The following is a 15,346-nucleotide window of genomic DNA, read 5'->3' as shown; positions in this document are numbered from 1 at the left end:
AATTTTCCTCATCCAAGCAAGTGGTTTTGACGAGAATGATAAATCAGGTAACCGATCGCCCCATCCGGCCCCAGTAGGGTGCACGCAGCTCATTCTTGAGAATCTTGCCGGCGCCACTTATCGGCAATGGTTCACTACGGAACTCGATACTACGGGGAAGTTTGTAGCCGGCAATCAACTCCCGGCAATGGCTCAACAGCTCTTCTTCCGTGAGCACATGGCCTTGGCGAGGCACGACGATTGCATGCACCGTTTCAACCCATTCATCGTGGGGAATCCCCACCACCGCGCATTCCTGTACCGCGGGATGACTATAGATAGCACTCTCAACTTCGACCGAAAATATATTCTCCCCACCACTGATGATCATGTCCTTGACGCGATCGACGATGAAGACAAACCCGTCTTCATCCATATAACCGAGATCACCGGTATGCAACCAGCCGTTACGCAGGGCCTCAGCGGAGGCTTCCTCCATTCCCCAATAACCCAGCATGACGTTCGGACCTCTGGCGCAGATCTCGCCAACTTCGCATCTCGGCCGCTCGGTATCATCCTTGTCAAAAATGGCAACCTCGACTCCCAGCGCGGCCCTGCCCGCGCTTCGAAGCTTGTCGCCTCCAGGCACATGGAAATCGGGTGGCAAGGCGGTGATGATGGGTGACGCCTCCGTCTGTCCATACCCTTGAGCGAACAGAGCGTCCGGCATCTGCTTCATGGCGCTGATCAATACTGACTCAGGCATGGCCGACGCTCCATAGAGCATGCGCTTGACGCTACTTACGTCGAATTCCTTTATTTTTCCGGAGGACACCAGCAGATTGATCATCGTTGGCACGAGCAGGGCATGTGTAACTCTTTCACGCTCAATAAAAGAGAGCACATCGTCTACATCGAAACGAGGTACGATGCCGTGCGTGCCACCAGCTAGCGTCACGGCAAAAGTGCTTGCCATATCGGCCAAATGAAACATCGGAGCCGCATGCATGTAGATCGTGCCGGACGCATAATCCATTTCCGGCACCACATTAAGCGCATTGAAGACAAGGTTGTCATGGCTCAGCATCACGCCTTTCGACCGCCCGGTGGTCCCCCCGGTATAGAACAATCCGGCAAGCTCGCTCCCTCCTTCGCTGATATCCCGCATCGGATCTGATTCAGCGATAAGCGACTCATAGTCGACACACCCGTCCGGTAAACTACCGTCGCCCATGAAAACCACATGTTGAACGGTCTCAAGCAGCGGCCGTAGTTTTGACAGCATGTCGCTGAATGCATCATCGACAAACAGGATGGACGATGCGGAATCGTTCAGACTGTACGCGATCTCTGGCGGTGCCAGGCGGATATTGACGGGATTAAGAGCCGCGCCGGCCCATGGCACGGCGTAAAAATATTCTAGGTAGCGGTCGCTATTGAGTGACAAGATCGCGACGCGATTCCCGCTTTCCGCTCCCAAGGCGCGAAGGCCCGCGGCCAGGCGCGCAACACGATTCTCAAAAGCGCGCCATGACCGCCTTCTATCCTTGTAAATCGTGGCGATGCCGTCAGGATTTTGCTGGACCGCACGACGTAATGTTTGCGATATGATCAAGGTATTCTCCCAAGTCGCTCAAAAATCATCAGCCCCCAGTTGAAAATACTTAGCGGCTATAGATAAAGCGCCCGATTGACACAAGCGTTTTATCCAGATAAACGTCGACGGAAACGACTACGAAACGTCTTCCTGCACGGACAATACAAGGCTCGGCACGAATCGTGCCCGCAAACGCGGGCCGTAAATAATCAAAGGTCATACTACTGCATGACGGCTCTTCGACCAGATCAAGCGATTCCATCAAATAGAGAGCTGCCGTTATTTCGGCAAAACTGGCGAGGATTCCGCCATGAAAGGTACGCAACAGAGGGTTACCGATATGCTGTTCTCGAAAGCACAACCGGCAAGAGAACCCCTCATCAGAGGTCAGCGCCTCAAGACCTAGAAACTCCACAAATGGAGTATTTTCAAGCATTTCTTTTTGCGCTTTATTCAGAGCCATGTCAGCCAACCCGTCATCTGGCGATTTAAAAGCGATCGCTCTTTCATACTTTACCCTCCCCCTTTCATGGCTGAATCGAATGCAGGCCCGAGAGTACCGACGGCAAACGAACCGAATACCGTTGCCAGCAAGTTATGATCGGAATAAGCGCAACCTTGTCCGCGCACATAGGCGATATCACCTCGTACCGCGTAACACTCCACCTCGCTGTAGATTCCCTCCCCCGCGGGTACAGGCCGAATGAAATCCACACGCAGATCGATGGTCGCAATCGGGCGCATGTCACCGAGTCGGGAAAATATTGCCAACCCGCAATTGGTATCCAATAGCGTGACAACAACTCCTCGGTGAAGCCCCCCGTGTCGATCGCAAAGCGCTGGACGGCACGAGAGACTCATGGCGGCACGCCCTTTGCCAACTTCCTCCACTTCCACGCCGAAGGCGTTGAACAAGGGATGGGATGTGCCAAAGAAGGTCTTGGCCATGGTTAAATAACGATCTGACATCGAATCGCTTCCCCCTTTTCATTGGCCCGGCTCACTCAGAGCCAGTGTCTCGCTCCGGGTCCGCTCGCTTTTGTCTAATCAGCCCAGAGCATCTAGTGCACGCTTCACATAACGCGACTCGTGTGATTTAACCCGATTAATAGCCAACTCAATATCGGCGGAAGGAAATGTCGTTGCCTCGGAAGCCATTTTCAAAACAGCCGCCAAGCCGGACCAAGCCGCTGCCGCGCCTCGCATGAGCTCCACTAACTTCGCATCTCTAACCACGGCAAGCCGTGCACTGGCCTCTTCCAAAAAGTCGGCGTAAAGGGTGCGAAATCCGGCTCCCCCAGTACCGCGCTTTTCGATCACCTGGTAAGCAAAACGCAACGACCAGCGCCAGTTTTCGTCAGCCGCCCAATGTGACAGCCCGTCAATCCAAGTATCCAGCGCCGCGAGACCGCTAAAACGATCGCCATTCGCCAGAGCATAGGCATTGTCAAAGATGGCCCTCCGAATACGTTCCGGAGTTATGCTGGCTTTGATAGCTTCGGGGGCAAACAGGTTTCCGTTATGAATGAAAGGGGGTGCGGTGGAGAAGCGTGCGTCGGCCAAATTAGCCGTAGATACCGCGATCAATCCCGGGCGTTCAGTATCACTGACCAGCACCTCGTCCCGCTCCTCGTCATATAACCATGCCACGATGGCGTGCCCTGCAAAATGTGTGCTGCTTTGGAAGTAGGGCAAATGGAAAATGTCAGTTAACAACAGTGCCGGTCGATTTTCATTCAGCACCCGTTTGAGATCCGTATTAGCGGACCGTTGGTCGCGATAGCTGCGCCAGGAAAAGGGAACATCCAAAGTATTGAATACCTTTTCCTCGAATTCCATTGAACGCACATGCACGATGAAAGGGGTATTGGAGGCTGCAGTCTCCACATAGGTAATGCCGAGTCCGGCCCCAAGACCAAAACAGCAAGCCTCGCTCATCACCAAGCCGTGGAACTCAAGCAAGTCACGGATGGCCGAACTGCCACAGTGCCTGCCCGGCCTGTGGCAGTGACGCGCCCCGATCTTTGGCCTTACAGCTGTTTCAGACACTTCTCCGCCGACCATTCAGGCGGCCTCGCTCACCGGCTCGGTTTCATATACGGCGGCCGATGCCCGCATCGGATCACCATGCTCTCCGTACTCCTTCAACCATGCCGCGACTTTCTCCGGCATGCCCGTTTCCCAGGGGTGGAATCCCGGACGGAACCACGCAACAAACTCGGGCAACATGCGGGTCAGAATACCGCGACGACCGTAGAGCCGGTTTAGACCACGCAGCACTACCGTCGGCCGTCGCATCGCACCATCAAGACGCAACATATTCACGAACACCGGTCCGACGACCAGGTGCACCATCAGCATGGCAACCACCAGTGCCGAAGCGCGAGTCAAATAACCCCCGCCTGCCGCGGTTCGGTATACATCGTACGCCACTGCCTTGTGCTCAACCTCTTCCACACCATGCCAGAGAAACATCGCCCGCATTACCGGATCCGCATCTCGGAACATATCCGTTTCATCCTTGAGCATCGCCTCGCCCAGAGTGGCGGTAAAATGCTCGAAAGCCGCGGTCATCGCCAGTTGATACTTTTCCGGCATGTATTTCTGTGTCGTACGAATAAAACGACGCAGGTTGCGGGTAATCTGATCGACATCGACTCCCTGCGCCTCCATCACGTCATTGAAACGATCATGGACGATACCGTGCTGGCCCTCCTGACGAATGAAATGGCGGATATCTTCACGCAAGCGCTGGTCCGTCACCTGATCCTGGAAATGGCGCACCGACTGGATAAAAAACCGCTCCCCCTCGGGAAAATGCACCGACAAGGCGTCAAAAAAACGGGTTACCACAGGATCACCGCCATTCCAGTGGCGCGGCACAGAGGACACATCAAAATCTACTTTACGGGGCTGAATTGAGACTGCACTCATCAGAACCTCCTCTAGAGAACTACAGCATAAAGTATACGTTTACAAAGATGCTATTGGTTAACCAACCAAAACTCAATAAGAACTTTTTCTTAAAGCCACTTTATCTTTGCCGAGACAGGACACTGCCCTTTGAAGCAGCAGCGCACACGGTGGGGCGCCGAAACCTCCGCGGAATCAGATTCTTCGTTTGACAAGGTAGTCGCGCGGTTCAAGGGAAGAGAGAGGGCAACCACCGATTAGGGCTGCCCGGCTTGCAGCCAGATGAAGCGGGGGATGTTTGCAGCAGCCCCAACTGGCTAGTCGAAGGAGAAATTTGAACGGGGCGCCCTAGCGAAACCGGAAAGGGAAACACCAGTGACGACGCTGCGTCGGAAGTCCATTCCCGACATAATGTTTGGTACCAGAGGCCGGACTTGAACCGGCACGCCCTCGCGGGCAACGGATTTTGAATCCGTCGTGTCTACCAATTCCACCACTCTGGCTTTGGCTTACCGCTGGACAGCGAACCCGCTGTCTCGGGCGGCGAGTATACCAAGCCCGGCCAACATTGCCAGCCGTTCAGCGCACCCGCAGCAGCAGCCAGATACCCAGCACCAGGCACAGCAGTGGCGGCAATCCGGCCGCCAGCAGCGGCTCGGTGCGGAACACCAGGGACAGATGTCCAAAAAACTGCTGACCGTAGTTGAAGGCCAGCCCGGCGACGATGCCGGCGGCCATGCGCAGCCCCATGGTGACTTCACGCAAGGGGCCGAAAATAAAGGAAATCGCGATCAGCACCATGCCGATGGTGGCCACCGGCATCAGCAGTTTCTGCCAGAACGCCAGCATGTAGTCCGCGCTTTGCAGCCCCTGCTCTTTCATATAGCGGGTGTAGTTCCACAGCTTGGCCATGGCCAGCCGCCGGGGCTCCAGGACCACGATACTCAGCAGTTGCGGGGTCAGGCTGGTGTCCCAGCGGCCGCCGCCTTCGGTGTAGGTTTCGGTGCGGTCGTCGCCGAAGCGGGTGCCCTGGATGTTCTGCAGCGTCCAGTGGTCACCCTGGTAGATCGCCCTTTCCACGAACTGGCTCTCTTCCAGCTGGTGATCGTCGTTGAAGCGGTATCGGGTGAGGCCGTAGAGCACCCCGTTGGGCTGCACCGTATTAATGTGGATGAATTCGTCGCCTTCCCGGTGCCAGAAGCCGTATTCGCTGCGCAGCGCCTCGCCGCCGCCCTCCTGCAGGGAGCGGTTGCTCTGCGCCACCTGCTCGGTATACGGGGCCAGGTACTCACCGACCGGAACCGACAGCAGCATCAGGAAAATCACCGGGCGCAGCACCATCCAGCTCACCTGCAGGGTGGACACGCCGGCGGCGCGGATCACCGACAGCTCGCCGCTGTTGGCCATCAACCCGAGCCCGATCAGGGTGCCCAGCAGGATCGCCATGGGCATGTACTCATGCACCCGGCGCGGCACGGTGGTGAGGATGAACTGCAGCGCCTGCAGGATCTGGTAGTCGCCGCGCAGGAATTCCAGCTCGTAGATGAACCCGAACAGGCAGTCCAGGCCGACGATGATGGCGACGATGGCCAGGGACGGAATCAGCACCGCCCGCCAGAAATAGCCGTTGAGCAGCTTCATGAACGGGCCCTCCGGGAAAACAGGCGGCCACCGAAATACAGCATGAAGACGGCGAGCAACGCGATCACGTGTATCCACACCATGGAATAGAACCAGGGCCGCTCGCTACCGGGCACGGCGGCCATCCAGCTGCGCATGGTGAGCAGCAGGCCCACGTAGAGCATGTAGCCGAGCACCGCCGGGATCATGCGCAGAAAGCGGCCCTGGCGCGGATTGACCCGGGCCAGCGGAATCGCCGCCAGGCACATGATGGGCACCGTGAGTACCAGGGAGATACGCCATTGCAGCTCCGCCCAGGCCTGGTTGGTGCCTTCGTCGAGCAGCTCCAGGGTGGTGCGCCCGCGCACTTCCGGCGGGCGGCTGCTGGAGCGCTCCTCGCCGATGCGCACCCGGGCCTGTTCGAAGGCGATCTCGCGGTAATCCGCCTCGCCGGGCTTGCCCTGGTACTGGTAACCGTCTTCCAGCAGCAAATAGCTGATGCCGTCCTGCTGTTCCAGACGGCCGCTGCGCGCCCACACGGTGAGCAGACGCCCGGCCTCCTGGTCGGCGAAGCTGGCGTCGGCCACGAACACGTTTTCCAGCACGCCTTCCTCGCGGTTAAGGCTCTCCGCGTAGGTGGCGCGCTGGGCGTCGCCGTCGCCCTTGACGTGGAAGCGGCCCGGCGTGAGCAGCTCCAGGGCGGAGCGCCCCTTCTGTTCCTCGAAGATGCGGTTCACCTCGGCGTCGCCGTTGGGCGTCACATAGAGCGCGAACAAGGCAATCACGCCCATGGCCACCAGCACCGGCGCGATGATGGAGCGTGCCACCCGGCCATCGCCCTGGCCCCCGGCGCGCAGCACCACCATCTCGTTGTCCATGTGCATGCGCCCGAGCACCAGTAGAATGGCGATGTACAGGCTCAGCGGCAGGATCATCTGCAGGAATTCCGGCAACCGGAACGCCATCACCAGAAACAGGGCGTCGGCGGCGATCTGCCCGGCGGCGGCCTCGGCTAAGTACTTGATAAAGCGGCCACTGACCAGCACCATCACAAGAATGAAGGTGACCAGTACCGTGGTCATGAAGATCTGACGATTGATATAGCGGTGTAGTATCAACGTTGGCCCTGTCCTGCACGCATTGAGTGCGGCATTGTAACTCAGGAGACAGCATGGAGTACGCCATCGGCCATTCGGCCTTGCCCAAATTACGGGTGGATTGCCTGATTTTACCTCTCGGCAGCGACGCCACCGTGCCCGAGAGCCTGCCCGATGAGACCCGCGAGGCGGTGAAGGCGTTCATCAAGGCCGGTGATTTTTCCGGCGACAAGGGCCAGATGGCATGGCTGCACCAGCCCGCCGGCCTGGCGGCGGCGCGCCTGCTGCTGGTGGGCGCCGGCGACAAACCGCTGGACGGTCGCGGCTTTCTGAAGGTGGTCGGCCAGGTGAGCCGGAGCCTGCAAAGCGGCCCGGTGAAACACGCCGCCTGGATACTGGACAGCGTCACCGTGGACCGCGACCTGGATTGGCAGGTGCGCGAGGGCACCCGGGTGGCCGAGGAAGCCGCCTACCGGTTCGACCACTATCGCAGCAAACCGCCCAAGGCGTCCAAACTCAAGAAATGGACGTTCTGGCTGGCGGAGCGCAACAACGGTCTGAAGAAGGCCGCCACCACCGGCAAGGCGGTGGCCGAGGGCACCGCCCTGGCCAAGGACCTGGGCAACATGGCGCCCAACGATTGCCACCCGGACTACCTGGCCCAGCGCGCCCGGGACCTGGGCAAGCAATACGAGAAGCTGTCCGTGAAGGTGATCAGCTACGCCCAGGCCGAGAAAATGGGCATGGGCGCCTTCTGCGCCGTGGCCCGGGGCAGCGCCCGCAAGGGCTGCCTGATCGTGATGGACTACAAGGGCGCCGCCGGCAAGCCGGTGTCCCTGGTGGGCAAGGGCATTACCTTCGACACCGGCGGTATCTCCCTGAAGCCCGGCGCCACCATGGATGAAATGAAGTACGACATGGGCGGCGCGGCCAGCGTGTTCGGCAGCGTCAAGACGGTTTGCGAGCTGGGCCTGCCGATCCATCTGGTGGCGGTGGTGGCCGCCGCCGAGAACATGCCCGACGGCGAGGCCACCCGCCCCGGTGACATCGTCAAGACGCTGTCCGGCCAGACCGTGGAAATCCTCAACACCGACGCCGAGGGCCGCCTGGTGCTGTGCGACGCCCTCACCTACGTGCAGCAGAAGCACAAGCCGCACACGGTGATCGACATCGCCACCCTCACCGGCGCCTGCGTGGTGGCCCTGGGCGCCCACGCCCAGGCGGTGTACGCCAACGACGACGATCTCAGCGCGGCGCTGCTGGACGCGGGCCAGGACACCGGCGACCGGGGCTGGCCCATGCCGCTGTGGGAGGACTACCAGAGCCAGTTGGACAGCCCCTTCGCCGATATGCAAAACATTGGCGGCCCCAAGGCCGGCTCCATCACCGCCGCCTGCTTCCTGCACCGCTTCGCCCGGGATGTGAAGTGGGCCCACCTGGACATCGCCGGCACCGCCTGGGTCAGCGGCGGCAAGGACAAGGGCGGCACCGGCCGGCCGGTGCCCATGCTGACCCGCTACCTGATGAATCTGGCGGACGGCAAGAAGAAGGGCTGAGGCCTTGACCGAAATCCTCTTCTACATCACCGACCGGGCCGGCGAGGGCGTGCAAACCGCCCTCGCCTGGCGCATCGCCGACAAGGCATGGCGCCAGTCCCACCGGATCTACATCCATTGCGGCGACGCCGAGCACGCGCGGGCGGTGGACGAGGCGTTCTGGCGCCGGCCCGCCACCGGCTTCCTGCCCCACGAACCCGCCGGGCCCGATGCCGCCTCCCCGGTGGTGGTGGGCCACGGCGACGATCCCGGCGACCACCATGACGTGCTGATCAACCTGGCACCGGCGGTGCCGGACTTCGCCACCCGCTTCCAGCGCGTGGCGGAGATGATCACCGGCGACCCGGATTTGCGCGAGGCGGGCCGGGCCCGGTTCCGCTTCTACCGGGACCGCGGCTTCGATATTCAGAGCCACCGCCTGTGAGCCGCGCCCCGGCTGCCCGCAATGGGCGACGGGGCGCGCCCTCTTCGCTATAATTCGCCCTTCGTTTTTGACGGTGAAGACAGCGGAGATCATGGACAAGACCTACCAACCCGAGCGCATCGAGCAGGCCTGGTACAAGACCTGGGAAGAGGCGGGGCATTTTCGTCCCTCCGGCGAGGGCGAATCCTTTGCCATGGTGATTCCGCCGCCCAACGTGACCGGCAGCCTGCACATGGGCCACGCCTTCCAGGACACCATCATGGATACCCTGGTGCGCTACCGGCGCATGCAGGGCCGCAACACCCTGTGGCAGGTGGGCACCGACCATGCCGGCATCGCCACCCAGATGGTGGTGGAGCGGCGCCTGGCCGGCGAAGGCACCAACCGCCACGAGCTGGGCCGCGAAAAATTCCTGGAAAAGGTCTGGGAATGGAAGGGCGAGTCCGGCGGCACCATCACCCGCCAGCTGCGGCGCATGGGCGCCAGCGTGGACTGGAGCCGCGAGTGCTTCACCATGGACGAGGGCTTCTCCCGGGCGGTGCGCGAGGTGTTCGTGCGTCTGCACAAGGAAGACCTGATCTACCGGGGCAAGCGGCTGGTCAACTGGGACCCGGCGCTGCACACCGCGATCTCCGACCTGGAGGTGGAAAACCGGGAGGAGCAGGGCCACCTGTGGCACTTCCGCTACCCCCTGGCGGATGGCTCCGGCCATCTGGTGGTGGCCACCACCCGGCCGGAAACCATGCTCGGCGACACCGCCGTGGCGGTGCACCCGGAGGATCCGCGCTACAAGGATCTGGTCGGGCAGATGATCCGGCTGCCGCTGGCGGACCGGGACATTCCCATCATCGCCGACGATTACGTGGATCCGGACTTCGGCTCCGGCTGCGTGAAGATCACCCCGGCCCACGACTTCAACGACTACGAGATGGGCAAGCGGCACGATCTGCCGATGATCAACCTGCTCACCGACGACGCCCACCTCAACGACGAGGTGCCCGAGGCCTACCGGGGCCTGGAGCGTTTCGAGGCCCGCAAGCGGGTGGTGGACGATCTGGACGCCCTGGGCCTGCTGGAAAAGGTGGAGGATCACACCCTGCAGGTGCCCCGCGGCGACCGCTCCGGCGTGGTCATCGAGCCCTACCTCACCGACCAGTGGTTCGTGGCCGTGGAGAGCCTGGCCAAACCCGCCATCGAGGCGGTGGAGAACGGCTCCATCCAGTTCGTGCCGAAAAACTACGAGAACATGTACTTCTCCTGGATGCGCGACCTTCAGGACTGGTGCATCTCCCGGCAGCTGTGGTGGGGGCATCGCATCCCCGCCTGGTACGACGCCGAGGGCAATATCTACGTGGGCCGCGACGAGGCCGAGGTGCGCGCCGAGAACAATCTGGGCGACACGCCGCTGAGCCAGGACGAGGACGTGCTCGACACCTGGTTCAGCTCCGCGCTGTGGACCTTCGCCACCCAGGGCTGGCCGGAACAGACCGAGGATCTCAGGACCTTTCACCCCACCGACGTGCTGGTGACCGGCTTCGACATCATCTTCTTCTGGGTCGCCCGGATGATCATGATGACCCTCAAGTTCATGGACGAGGTGCCCTTCAAGACCGTCTACGTGCACGGGCTGGTGCGCGACTCCGAGGGCCAGAAGATGTCCAAGTCCAAGGGCAACGTGCTCGACCCCCTGGACCTGATCGACGGCATCGACCTGGACAACCTGGTGGACAAGCGCACCCGCGGGCTGATGCAGCCGCAGAAGGAAAAGCAGATCGCCAAGCGCACCCACAAGGAATACCCGGACGGTATCAACGCCTACGGCACCGACGCGCTGCGCTTCACCTTCCTGTCGCTGGCGTCCACCGGCCGCGATATCAAGTGGGACATGGGCCGCATCGAGGGCTACCGCAATTTCTGCAACAAGATCTGGAACGCGGCCCGCTACGTGCTGATGAACACCGAAGGCCAGGATTGCGGCCTGGACGACAACGGTGGCGAGGTGACCCTGTCCCTGGCGGATCGCTGGATCATCAGCGCCCTGCAACGGGCCGAGCAGGAAGTGGGCGAGGCGCTGGACCAGTTCCGCTTCGACGTGGCCTCCCAGGCCGCCTACGAGTTCATCTGGAATGAGTACTGCGACTGGTACCTGGAGCTGTCCAAGCCGGTGCTGTACGGCGACGACTACAGCGACGCCGAGAAGCGCGGTACCCGCCGTACCCTGGTGCGGGTGCTGGAAGCGATTCTGCGCATGGCGCACCCCTTCATGCCGTTCATCACCGAGGAAATCTGGCAGAAGGCGGCGCCTCTGGCCGGCCGCGCCGGCGACACCATAATGCGCCAGCCCTACCCGGCCGCCGACACCGGCCTGCTCGACCCCGAGGCGGAACACGACATCGACTGGATCAAGGCGGTGATCACCGCGGTGCGCAACATTCGCGGCGAGATGCGCATCCCCCCGGGCAAGGCCCTGGAAGTCTATCTGCACAACGGCAAGGACAGCGACCGGGCCCGGCTGGACGCCAACCACAACTTCCTGTGCCGCCTGGCGAGGCTGGAATCCATCACCTGGCTGGCGCCGGAGGATTCCGCGCCGGCGTCCGCCACCGGCCTGGTGGGCGACATGGAGATCCTGGTGCCCATGGCCGGGCTGATCGACAAGAATGCCGAGATCGAGCGCCTCGGCAAGGAAATCGACAAGCTGCGCAAGGAAGTGGGACGCGGCGAGGGCAAGCTGCGCAACCCCAACTTCGTGGACAAGGCGCCGGAGGCGGTGGTCAACAAGGAACGCGAAAAACTCGACGACCACCGCTCCCAACTGGCCCGTCTGGAAGAGCAGCTGGAGAAGATCAAGTATCTGTGAGGCCGCCATGGACGCCAGCGACCCGCGCCGCGCGCGCATTCTGGCCACCGCCCGGGACGTGTTCGCCCGGGAAGGGTTCCGCCGGGCGGAGGTGAAGACCATCGCCTCCGCCGCCGGCGTGGGCAAGGCGACCATCTACCGCTTCTTCGACTCCAAGGACGCCTTGCTGCTCACCGTGGTGGAGGAAAATCTGACCACGGTGCGCGATCTGGTGCTGCGGGAGCTGCTTTCCGGGGCGCCGCCGCTGACCCGCCTGGAGAACGTGTGCCGGGCGGTGGCGCGCTTCCTGGAACGGGAGCGGGACTTCTCCCGGTTGCTCATCCAGGAGGCCGGAGAATTCCTGGGGCCGATCCAGGAGCGCTATCTGCGGTTGGTGGACGACAATCTGCCGGTGGCGGATGCCTTCTTCGAGGAACTGCGCCGGGAAGGCTATTTCGTGGCCCTGCCCACCCGGGACACCCTGTTGATGATGGTCAATCTGCTGGTGGGCACCACCTACACCTGGGTACTCACCGGGGAAGGGGAACTGGAGCAGCAGGCCCTGGCCTACATGGCTGTGCTGGTGCGCGGCCTGCGCGCCTCCTGACCCGGGCTATTCCTCGTCCTGACGCTCCAGCAGCGCCGCGGTGGCGTTGCCGCCCAACAGTACCGCCTCGGAAATGCCCACCATGGCGCGCTCGCATTGCTCCAGCCGCTGGGCGGAAAACTCACCGTCCTCGAAGATGTACAGGGAGTAATTCTCCAGGATCCACAGCATGGTGCGCATTACCAACGGGTCCAGGTCGCGGCCGGTGAGCCGGCTGATCTCGGCGGTAAGCTCCTCCGCGGCGATCCGTTGCGCCCGCACCCGGTGCGGCGCCAACGCCGAGCTGGAGGCGCGCGCCTCCTCCATCATCAGCTTGATCACCGGCCCCATGCTCACGTGGTAATCGAAATACACCTTGGTGGTGTTGCGGATGATCTCCTTGGCGGAGCGGGACTGGCGCATTTCCTGATGGAAATGCAGCAGCATGTTGTCGATGAAAATGCGATAGATGCTTTCCAGCACATCCATTTTGTTGCGGAAGTACTTATAGAAAGTGCGGCGTGAGACCTGGGCCGCGTCCAGGAGGTGCTGCACGGTGGTGCGGCCCAACCCACGCTGGGCGAACACGTGCATGGAATGAATAAGGATCTCGGCACGGGCCTGGGAGCGCTGTCCGCCCTCTTCTTCCGCGTGGGCTTCGAGCACCTGATTGACCACCTGGCGTATGGCGTCGAGATCGTCCATTCCGCGTTGCACGTTACTTATCCCCTGGTTTTGTTTACCCGGGCGCTAGCTTAACCAAGCCCGCCCGGGGCGTAAACAAGGAGTTTATCAAACCGCCAGGGCCCCACCGTCGGAACCGTCCCGCCCGCGTTTGCGGTTCACCAGACGCTTCCAGACCTTCTCGTGGAAGTGGTAGGCCACGGTGTTCACGCAGGGCTCCACCAGCGCGGTGGCACCGCCGATGCGCCAGTCACCGGTCATCGCCCAGACCACCAGGAAAGCCACGCTGATGTGCATAACGCCGAAACTGAGTGTCTTGATCATGGGGCACCTCCTCGTTGTGTGGGCCACCAGGGAATAGGTAAATGATATCCATTCTCACAAATAGGTAAAGCCGTTCGAGGACTATTTTTTCGATAGGATCGCCCTATTCTGGCGCCGGGCCGGTTAATTGTTGTAAAGCCGCCGGATTCCGAGGGTGCGCCGGCCACGGCTTATCCGTACTCTGAGCCGGTCGGCGGCGGACGGCCCGCCCCTGAGAAAAGGACGGAACATGGACCGTAAAGCGCTTTTGATTCTGCACGGCAAGCAAGCCACCAACGAAGCGGTGCGCAAGGCCGTGATGCAACGGCGGGAGGACGGCTGGGATCTGGCCGTGCGCGTCACCTGGGAAGGCGGCGACGCCGAGCGCTATGTCCGCGAGGCGCTGGAACGGGGCTACCGCACGGTGATCGCCGGCGGCGGCGATGGCTCGGTGCGCGACATCACCCAGGCGCTGATGGCCTCCGGAGAGCCGGACCTGACCCTGGCGGTAATCCCCCTGGGCACGGCCAACGACCTGGCCACCGCCGCCGGGATTCCGGAAGCGCCGGCGGACGCTCTGGCTCTGCTGGAGCGGCCCGCGGCGCCGGTGGACGTCATCCAGGTTAACGACAGCTATTTTCTGAACATGGCCACCGGCGGCTTCGGCACCGAGGTCACCACCCAGACCTCCGAGGACCTCAAGGAACTGCTCGGCGGGGCCGCCTATCTGCTCACCGGCCTGACCCGCTTCGCCGAGGTTCGCCCCGCGGAGGGGGAATTCGAGGGCCCGGACTTCCACTGGAAAGGCGAATTCCTTGCCCTGGGCATCGGCAACAGCCGCCAGGCCGGCGGCGGCCAGCGCCTGTGCCCGGAGGCGCTGATCGACGACGGCCTCATGGACGTGGCCATCCTGCCCTCCGAGGTGGATCTGCTCGGCGGCGTGCGCGGCCTGTTCCGCAGCGGCGAGAACGGCGGCAAGGAGGGTTTGTTCGAGCGCGCCCGCCTGGACCGGCTCACCATCCACACGCCGGAGGCCATGCACCTGAACCTGGACGGCGAGCCGCTCAAGGATACCCGCTTTGAACTGAAGGTCCTGCCCAAGGCCCTGCACCTGGCCCTGCCGGAGGGCAGCGCCCTGCTGTCCTGACGCCTCCTCTCCGACGCCCTTAGCCGGCGCCCGGCGGCTTCCGCCCGGCGCCGTCTTCATTGCCACCCTTCTGGCCCAGCGCCGCCACCTGCACGTTCAGCGCATTGGTGGAGATCAGCACCTCCCACAGCGAGAAGATCAGCGACAGGGACAGCGAGATCAGGCTGGCGCCGAACAGCACCACCCCGGCCAGCTCCAGATGCAGGTAGAGCCCGAACATGGACAGGGTGCACAGCAGGAAGCTGAGCACGCCGGCCACCTGCATGTATTTGGTCAGCACCACGCGCTTGTGCAGGAGTTCGATCTGGCGGGTGGCGACCTCCTGGTGATGGGTTTTCTCCTCGTCGGCGAGCTTGCGGATGATCTGGGAGAGGACCAGAAAGCGGTTGGTGTAGGCCAGGAGGAGAAGGGAGATGGCGGGGAAGAGGAGCGCCGGGGTGGTGAGGGTCATTGATGGCTCTTGGGTTGGGTGGGTTGGGTTGGGGTTTGTTGGTGGTTGGGGGGACTGTAGCGGATGTGGGGGGTGTTTGTCGTGTGGTTGGGGTGGAGGGGTTTCTGGGATTGGGTGGTGGGAAAAGATGAGGTTCTGGGATTGGGTGTC

General features: G+C 62.0%; 15 protein-coding genes and 1 tRNA gene. 5 read left to right on the top strand and 11 right to left on the bottom strand.

Annotated features, from left to right (window positions below; genetic code table 11):
- Nucleotides 1-43 precede the first annotated feature (43 nt).
- The 8 genes from HMJ39_RS13970 to lptF all read right to left on the bottom strand — a co-directional run bounded on the left by HMJ39_RS13970 (nt 44) and on the right by lptF (nt 7,227).
- Nucleotides 44-1,594 (bottom strand): long-chain-fatty-acid--CoA ligase, encoded by a 1,551-nt coding sequence (locus HMJ39_RS13970; RefSeq protein ID WP_014994392.1) that lies wholly within the window; start codon nt 1,592-1,594, stop codon nt 44-46.
- A 49-nt stretch (nt 1,595-1,643) separates the two neighbouring features.
- Complete coding sequence (locus HMJ39_RS13965; protein WP_014994391.1) at nt 1,644-2,039, bottom strand: PaaI family thioesterase; 396 nt, start codon at nt 2,037-2,039, stop codon at nt 1,644-1,646.
- A gap of 50 nt (nt 2,040-2,089) precedes the next feature.
- Nucleotides 2,090-2,545, bottom strand: coding sequence for a PaaI family thioesterase (locus HMJ39_RS13960; RefSeq protein WP_055098664.1), 456 nt, complete (start codon nt 2,543-2,545; stop codon nt 2,090-2,092).
- A gap of 78 nt (nt 2,546-2,623) precedes the next feature.
- Entirely contained in the window at nt 2,624-3,640 is a 1,017-nt protein-coding gene (locus HMJ39_RS13955; RefSeq protein WP_055098663.1) for a BtrH N-terminal domain-containing protein, read from the bottom strand.
- Nucleotides 3,641-4,510 (bottom strand): metal-dependent hydrolase, encoded by an 870-nt coding sequence (locus tag HMJ39_RS13950; RefSeq protein ID WP_202552919.1) that lies wholly within the window; start codon nt 4,508-4,510, stop codon nt 3,641-3,643. It lies immediately after the preceding gene.
- Nucleotides 4,511-4,905: 395 nt separating this feature from the next.
- Nucleotides 4,906-4,992: transfer RNA gene (locus HMJ39_RS13945), tRNA-Leu, on the bottom strand.
- A 76-nt stretch (nt 4,993-5,068) separates the two neighbouring features.
- Nucleotides 5,069-6,130 carry an LPS export ABC transporter permease LptG gene (gene lptG, locus HMJ39_RS13940; RefSeq protein ID WP_194297784.1) on the bottom strand — a complete coding sequence of 354 codons (1,062 nt, stop codon included), beginning with the start codon at nt 6,128-6,130 and terminating at the stop codon, nt 5,069-5,071.
- Nucleotides 6,127-7,227 carry an LPS export ABC transporter permease LptF gene (gene lptF / locus HMJ39_RS13935; protein WP_194297783.1) on the bottom strand — a complete coding sequence of 367 codons (1,101 nt, stop codon included), beginning with the start codon at nt 7,225-7,227 and terminating at the stop codon, nt 6,127-6,129. Before lptF ends, lptG begins: the two co-directional genes overlap by 4 nt.
- A 53-nt stretch (nt 7,228-7,280) precedes the next feature.
- Between lptF and HMJ39_RS13930 the strand changes: the two genes are divergently transcribed.
- The 4 genes from HMJ39_RS13930 to HMJ39_RS13915 all read left to right on the top strand — a co-directional run bounded on the left by HMJ39_RS13930 (nt 7,281) and on the right by HMJ39_RS13915 (nt 12,632).
- Nucleotides 7,281-8,762 (top strand): leucyl aminopeptidase, encoded by a 1,482-nt coding sequence (locus tag HMJ39_RS13930; RefSeq protein ID WP_194297782.1) that lies wholly within the window; start codon nt 7,281-7,283, stop codon nt 8,760-8,762.
- Between the two features lie 4 nt (nt 8,763-8,766).
- Nucleotides 8,767-9,186 (top strand): DNA polymerase III subunit chi, encoded by a 420-nt coding sequence (locus HMJ39_RS13925; protein ID WP_194297781.1) that lies wholly within the window; start codon nt 8,767-8,769, stop codon nt 9,184-9,186.
- 91 nt (nt 9,187-9,277) lie between these two features.
- Nucleotides 9,278-12,046, top strand: coding sequence for a valine--tRNA ligase (locus tag HMJ39_RS13920; protein ID WP_194297780.1), 2,769 nt, complete (start codon nt 9,278-9,280; stop codon nt 12,044-12,046).
- A 7-nt stretch (nt 12,047-12,053) separates the two neighbouring features.
- A complete protein-coding gene (locus tag HMJ39_RS13915; protein ID WP_194297779.1) occupies nt 12,054-12,632 on the top strand; it encodes a TetR/AcrR family transcriptional regulator in 579 nt (192 codons plus the stop codon).
- Nucleotides 12,633-12,638: 6 nt separating this feature from the next.
- On the opposite strand, the gene HMJ39_RS13910 is transcribed toward HMJ39_RS13915, so the two are convergent.
- Both HMJ39_RS13910 and HMJ39_RS13905 read right to left on the bottom strand, forming a co-directional pair.
- On the bottom strand, nt 12,639-13,328 hold the full coding sequence (locus HMJ39_RS13910; RefSeq protein ID WP_323370910.1) for a TetR/AcrR family transcriptional regulator: 690 nt from the start codon (nt 13,326-13,328) through the stop codon (nt 12,639-12,641).
- 75 nt (nt 13,329-13,403) lie between these two features.
- Entirely contained in the window at nt 13,404-13,619 is a 216-nt protein-coding gene (locus tag HMJ39_RS13905) for a DUF2061 domain-containing protein (RefSeq protein WP_194297778.1), read from the bottom strand.
- 229 nt (nt 13,620-13,848) lie between these two features.
- Between HMJ39_RS13905 and yegS the strand changes: the two genes are divergently transcribed.
- A complete protein-coding gene (gene yegS / locus HMJ39_RS13900) occupies nt 13,849-14,745 on the top strand; it encodes a lipid kinase YegS (protein WP_194297777.1) in 897 nt (298 codons plus the stop codon).
- A gap of 19 nt (nt 14,746-14,764) precedes the next feature.
- On the opposite strand, the gene HMJ39_RS13895 is transcribed toward yegS, so the two are convergent.
- Nucleotides 14,765-15,196 (bottom strand): DUF2721 domain-containing protein, encoded by a 432-nt coding sequence (locus HMJ39_RS13895; protein WP_194297776.1) that lies wholly within the window; start codon nt 15,194-15,196, stop codon nt 14,765-14,767.
- Between the last annotated feature and the right edge of the window lie 150 nt (nt 15,197-15,346).

This window comes from Alloalcanivorax profundimaris (assembly GCF_015265435.1).
In the GTDB taxonomy this organism is placed as follows: domain Bacteria; phylum Pseudomonadota; class Gammaproteobacteria; order Pseudomonadales; family Alcanivoracaceae; genus Alloalcanivorax; species Alloalcanivorax profundimaris.
Note: the sequence above shows the minus strand (reverse complement) of the source record. Positions and strands in the feature narration are given on the sequence as shown.

Coding starts and splice junctions, on each gene's coding strand:
- HMJ39_RS13960 (WP_055098664.1), bottom strand. CDS start 2,545: ATGTCAGATCGTTATTTAACCATGGCCAAGACCTTCTTTGGCACATCC.
- HMJ39_RS13965 (WP_014994391.1), bottom strand. CDS start 2,039: ATGGCTCTGAATAAAGCGCAAAAAGAAATGCTTGAAAATACTCCATTT.
- HMJ39_RS13915 (WP_194297779.1), top strand. CDS start 12,054: ATGGACGCCAGCGACCCGCGCCGCGCGCGCATTCTGGCCACCGCCCGG.
- lptG (WP_194297784.1), bottom strand. CDS start 6,130: ATGAAGCTGCTCAACGGCTATTTCTGGCGGGCGGTGCTGATTCCGTCC.
- HMJ39_RS13955 (WP_055098663.1), bottom strand. CDS start 3,640: ATGGTCGGCGGAGAAGTGTCTGAAACAGCTGTAAGGCCAAAGATCGGG.
- HMJ39_RS13920 (WP_194297780.1), top strand. CDS start 9,278: ATGGACAAGACCTACCAACCCGAGCGCATCGAGCAGGCCTGGTACAAG.
- HMJ39_RS13895 (WP_194297776.1), bottom strand. CDS start 15,196: ATGACCCTCACCACCCCGGCGCTCCTCTTCCCCGCCATCTCCCTTCTC.
- HMJ39_RS13950 (WP_202552919.1), bottom strand. CDS start 4,510: ATGAGTGCAGTCTCAATTCAGCCCCGTAAAGTAGATTTTGATGTGTCC.
- yegS (WP_194297777.1), top strand. CDS start 13,849: ATGGACCGTAAAGCGCTTTTGATTCTGCACGGCAAGCAAGCCACCAAC.
- HMJ39_RS13905 (WP_194297778.1), bottom strand. CDS start 13,619: ATGATCAAGACACTCAGTTTCGGCGTTATGCACATCAGCGTGGCTTTC.
- HMJ39_RS13930 (WP_194297782.1), top strand. CDS start 7,281: ATGGAGTACGCCATCGGCCATTCGGCCTTGCCCAAATTACGGGTGGAT.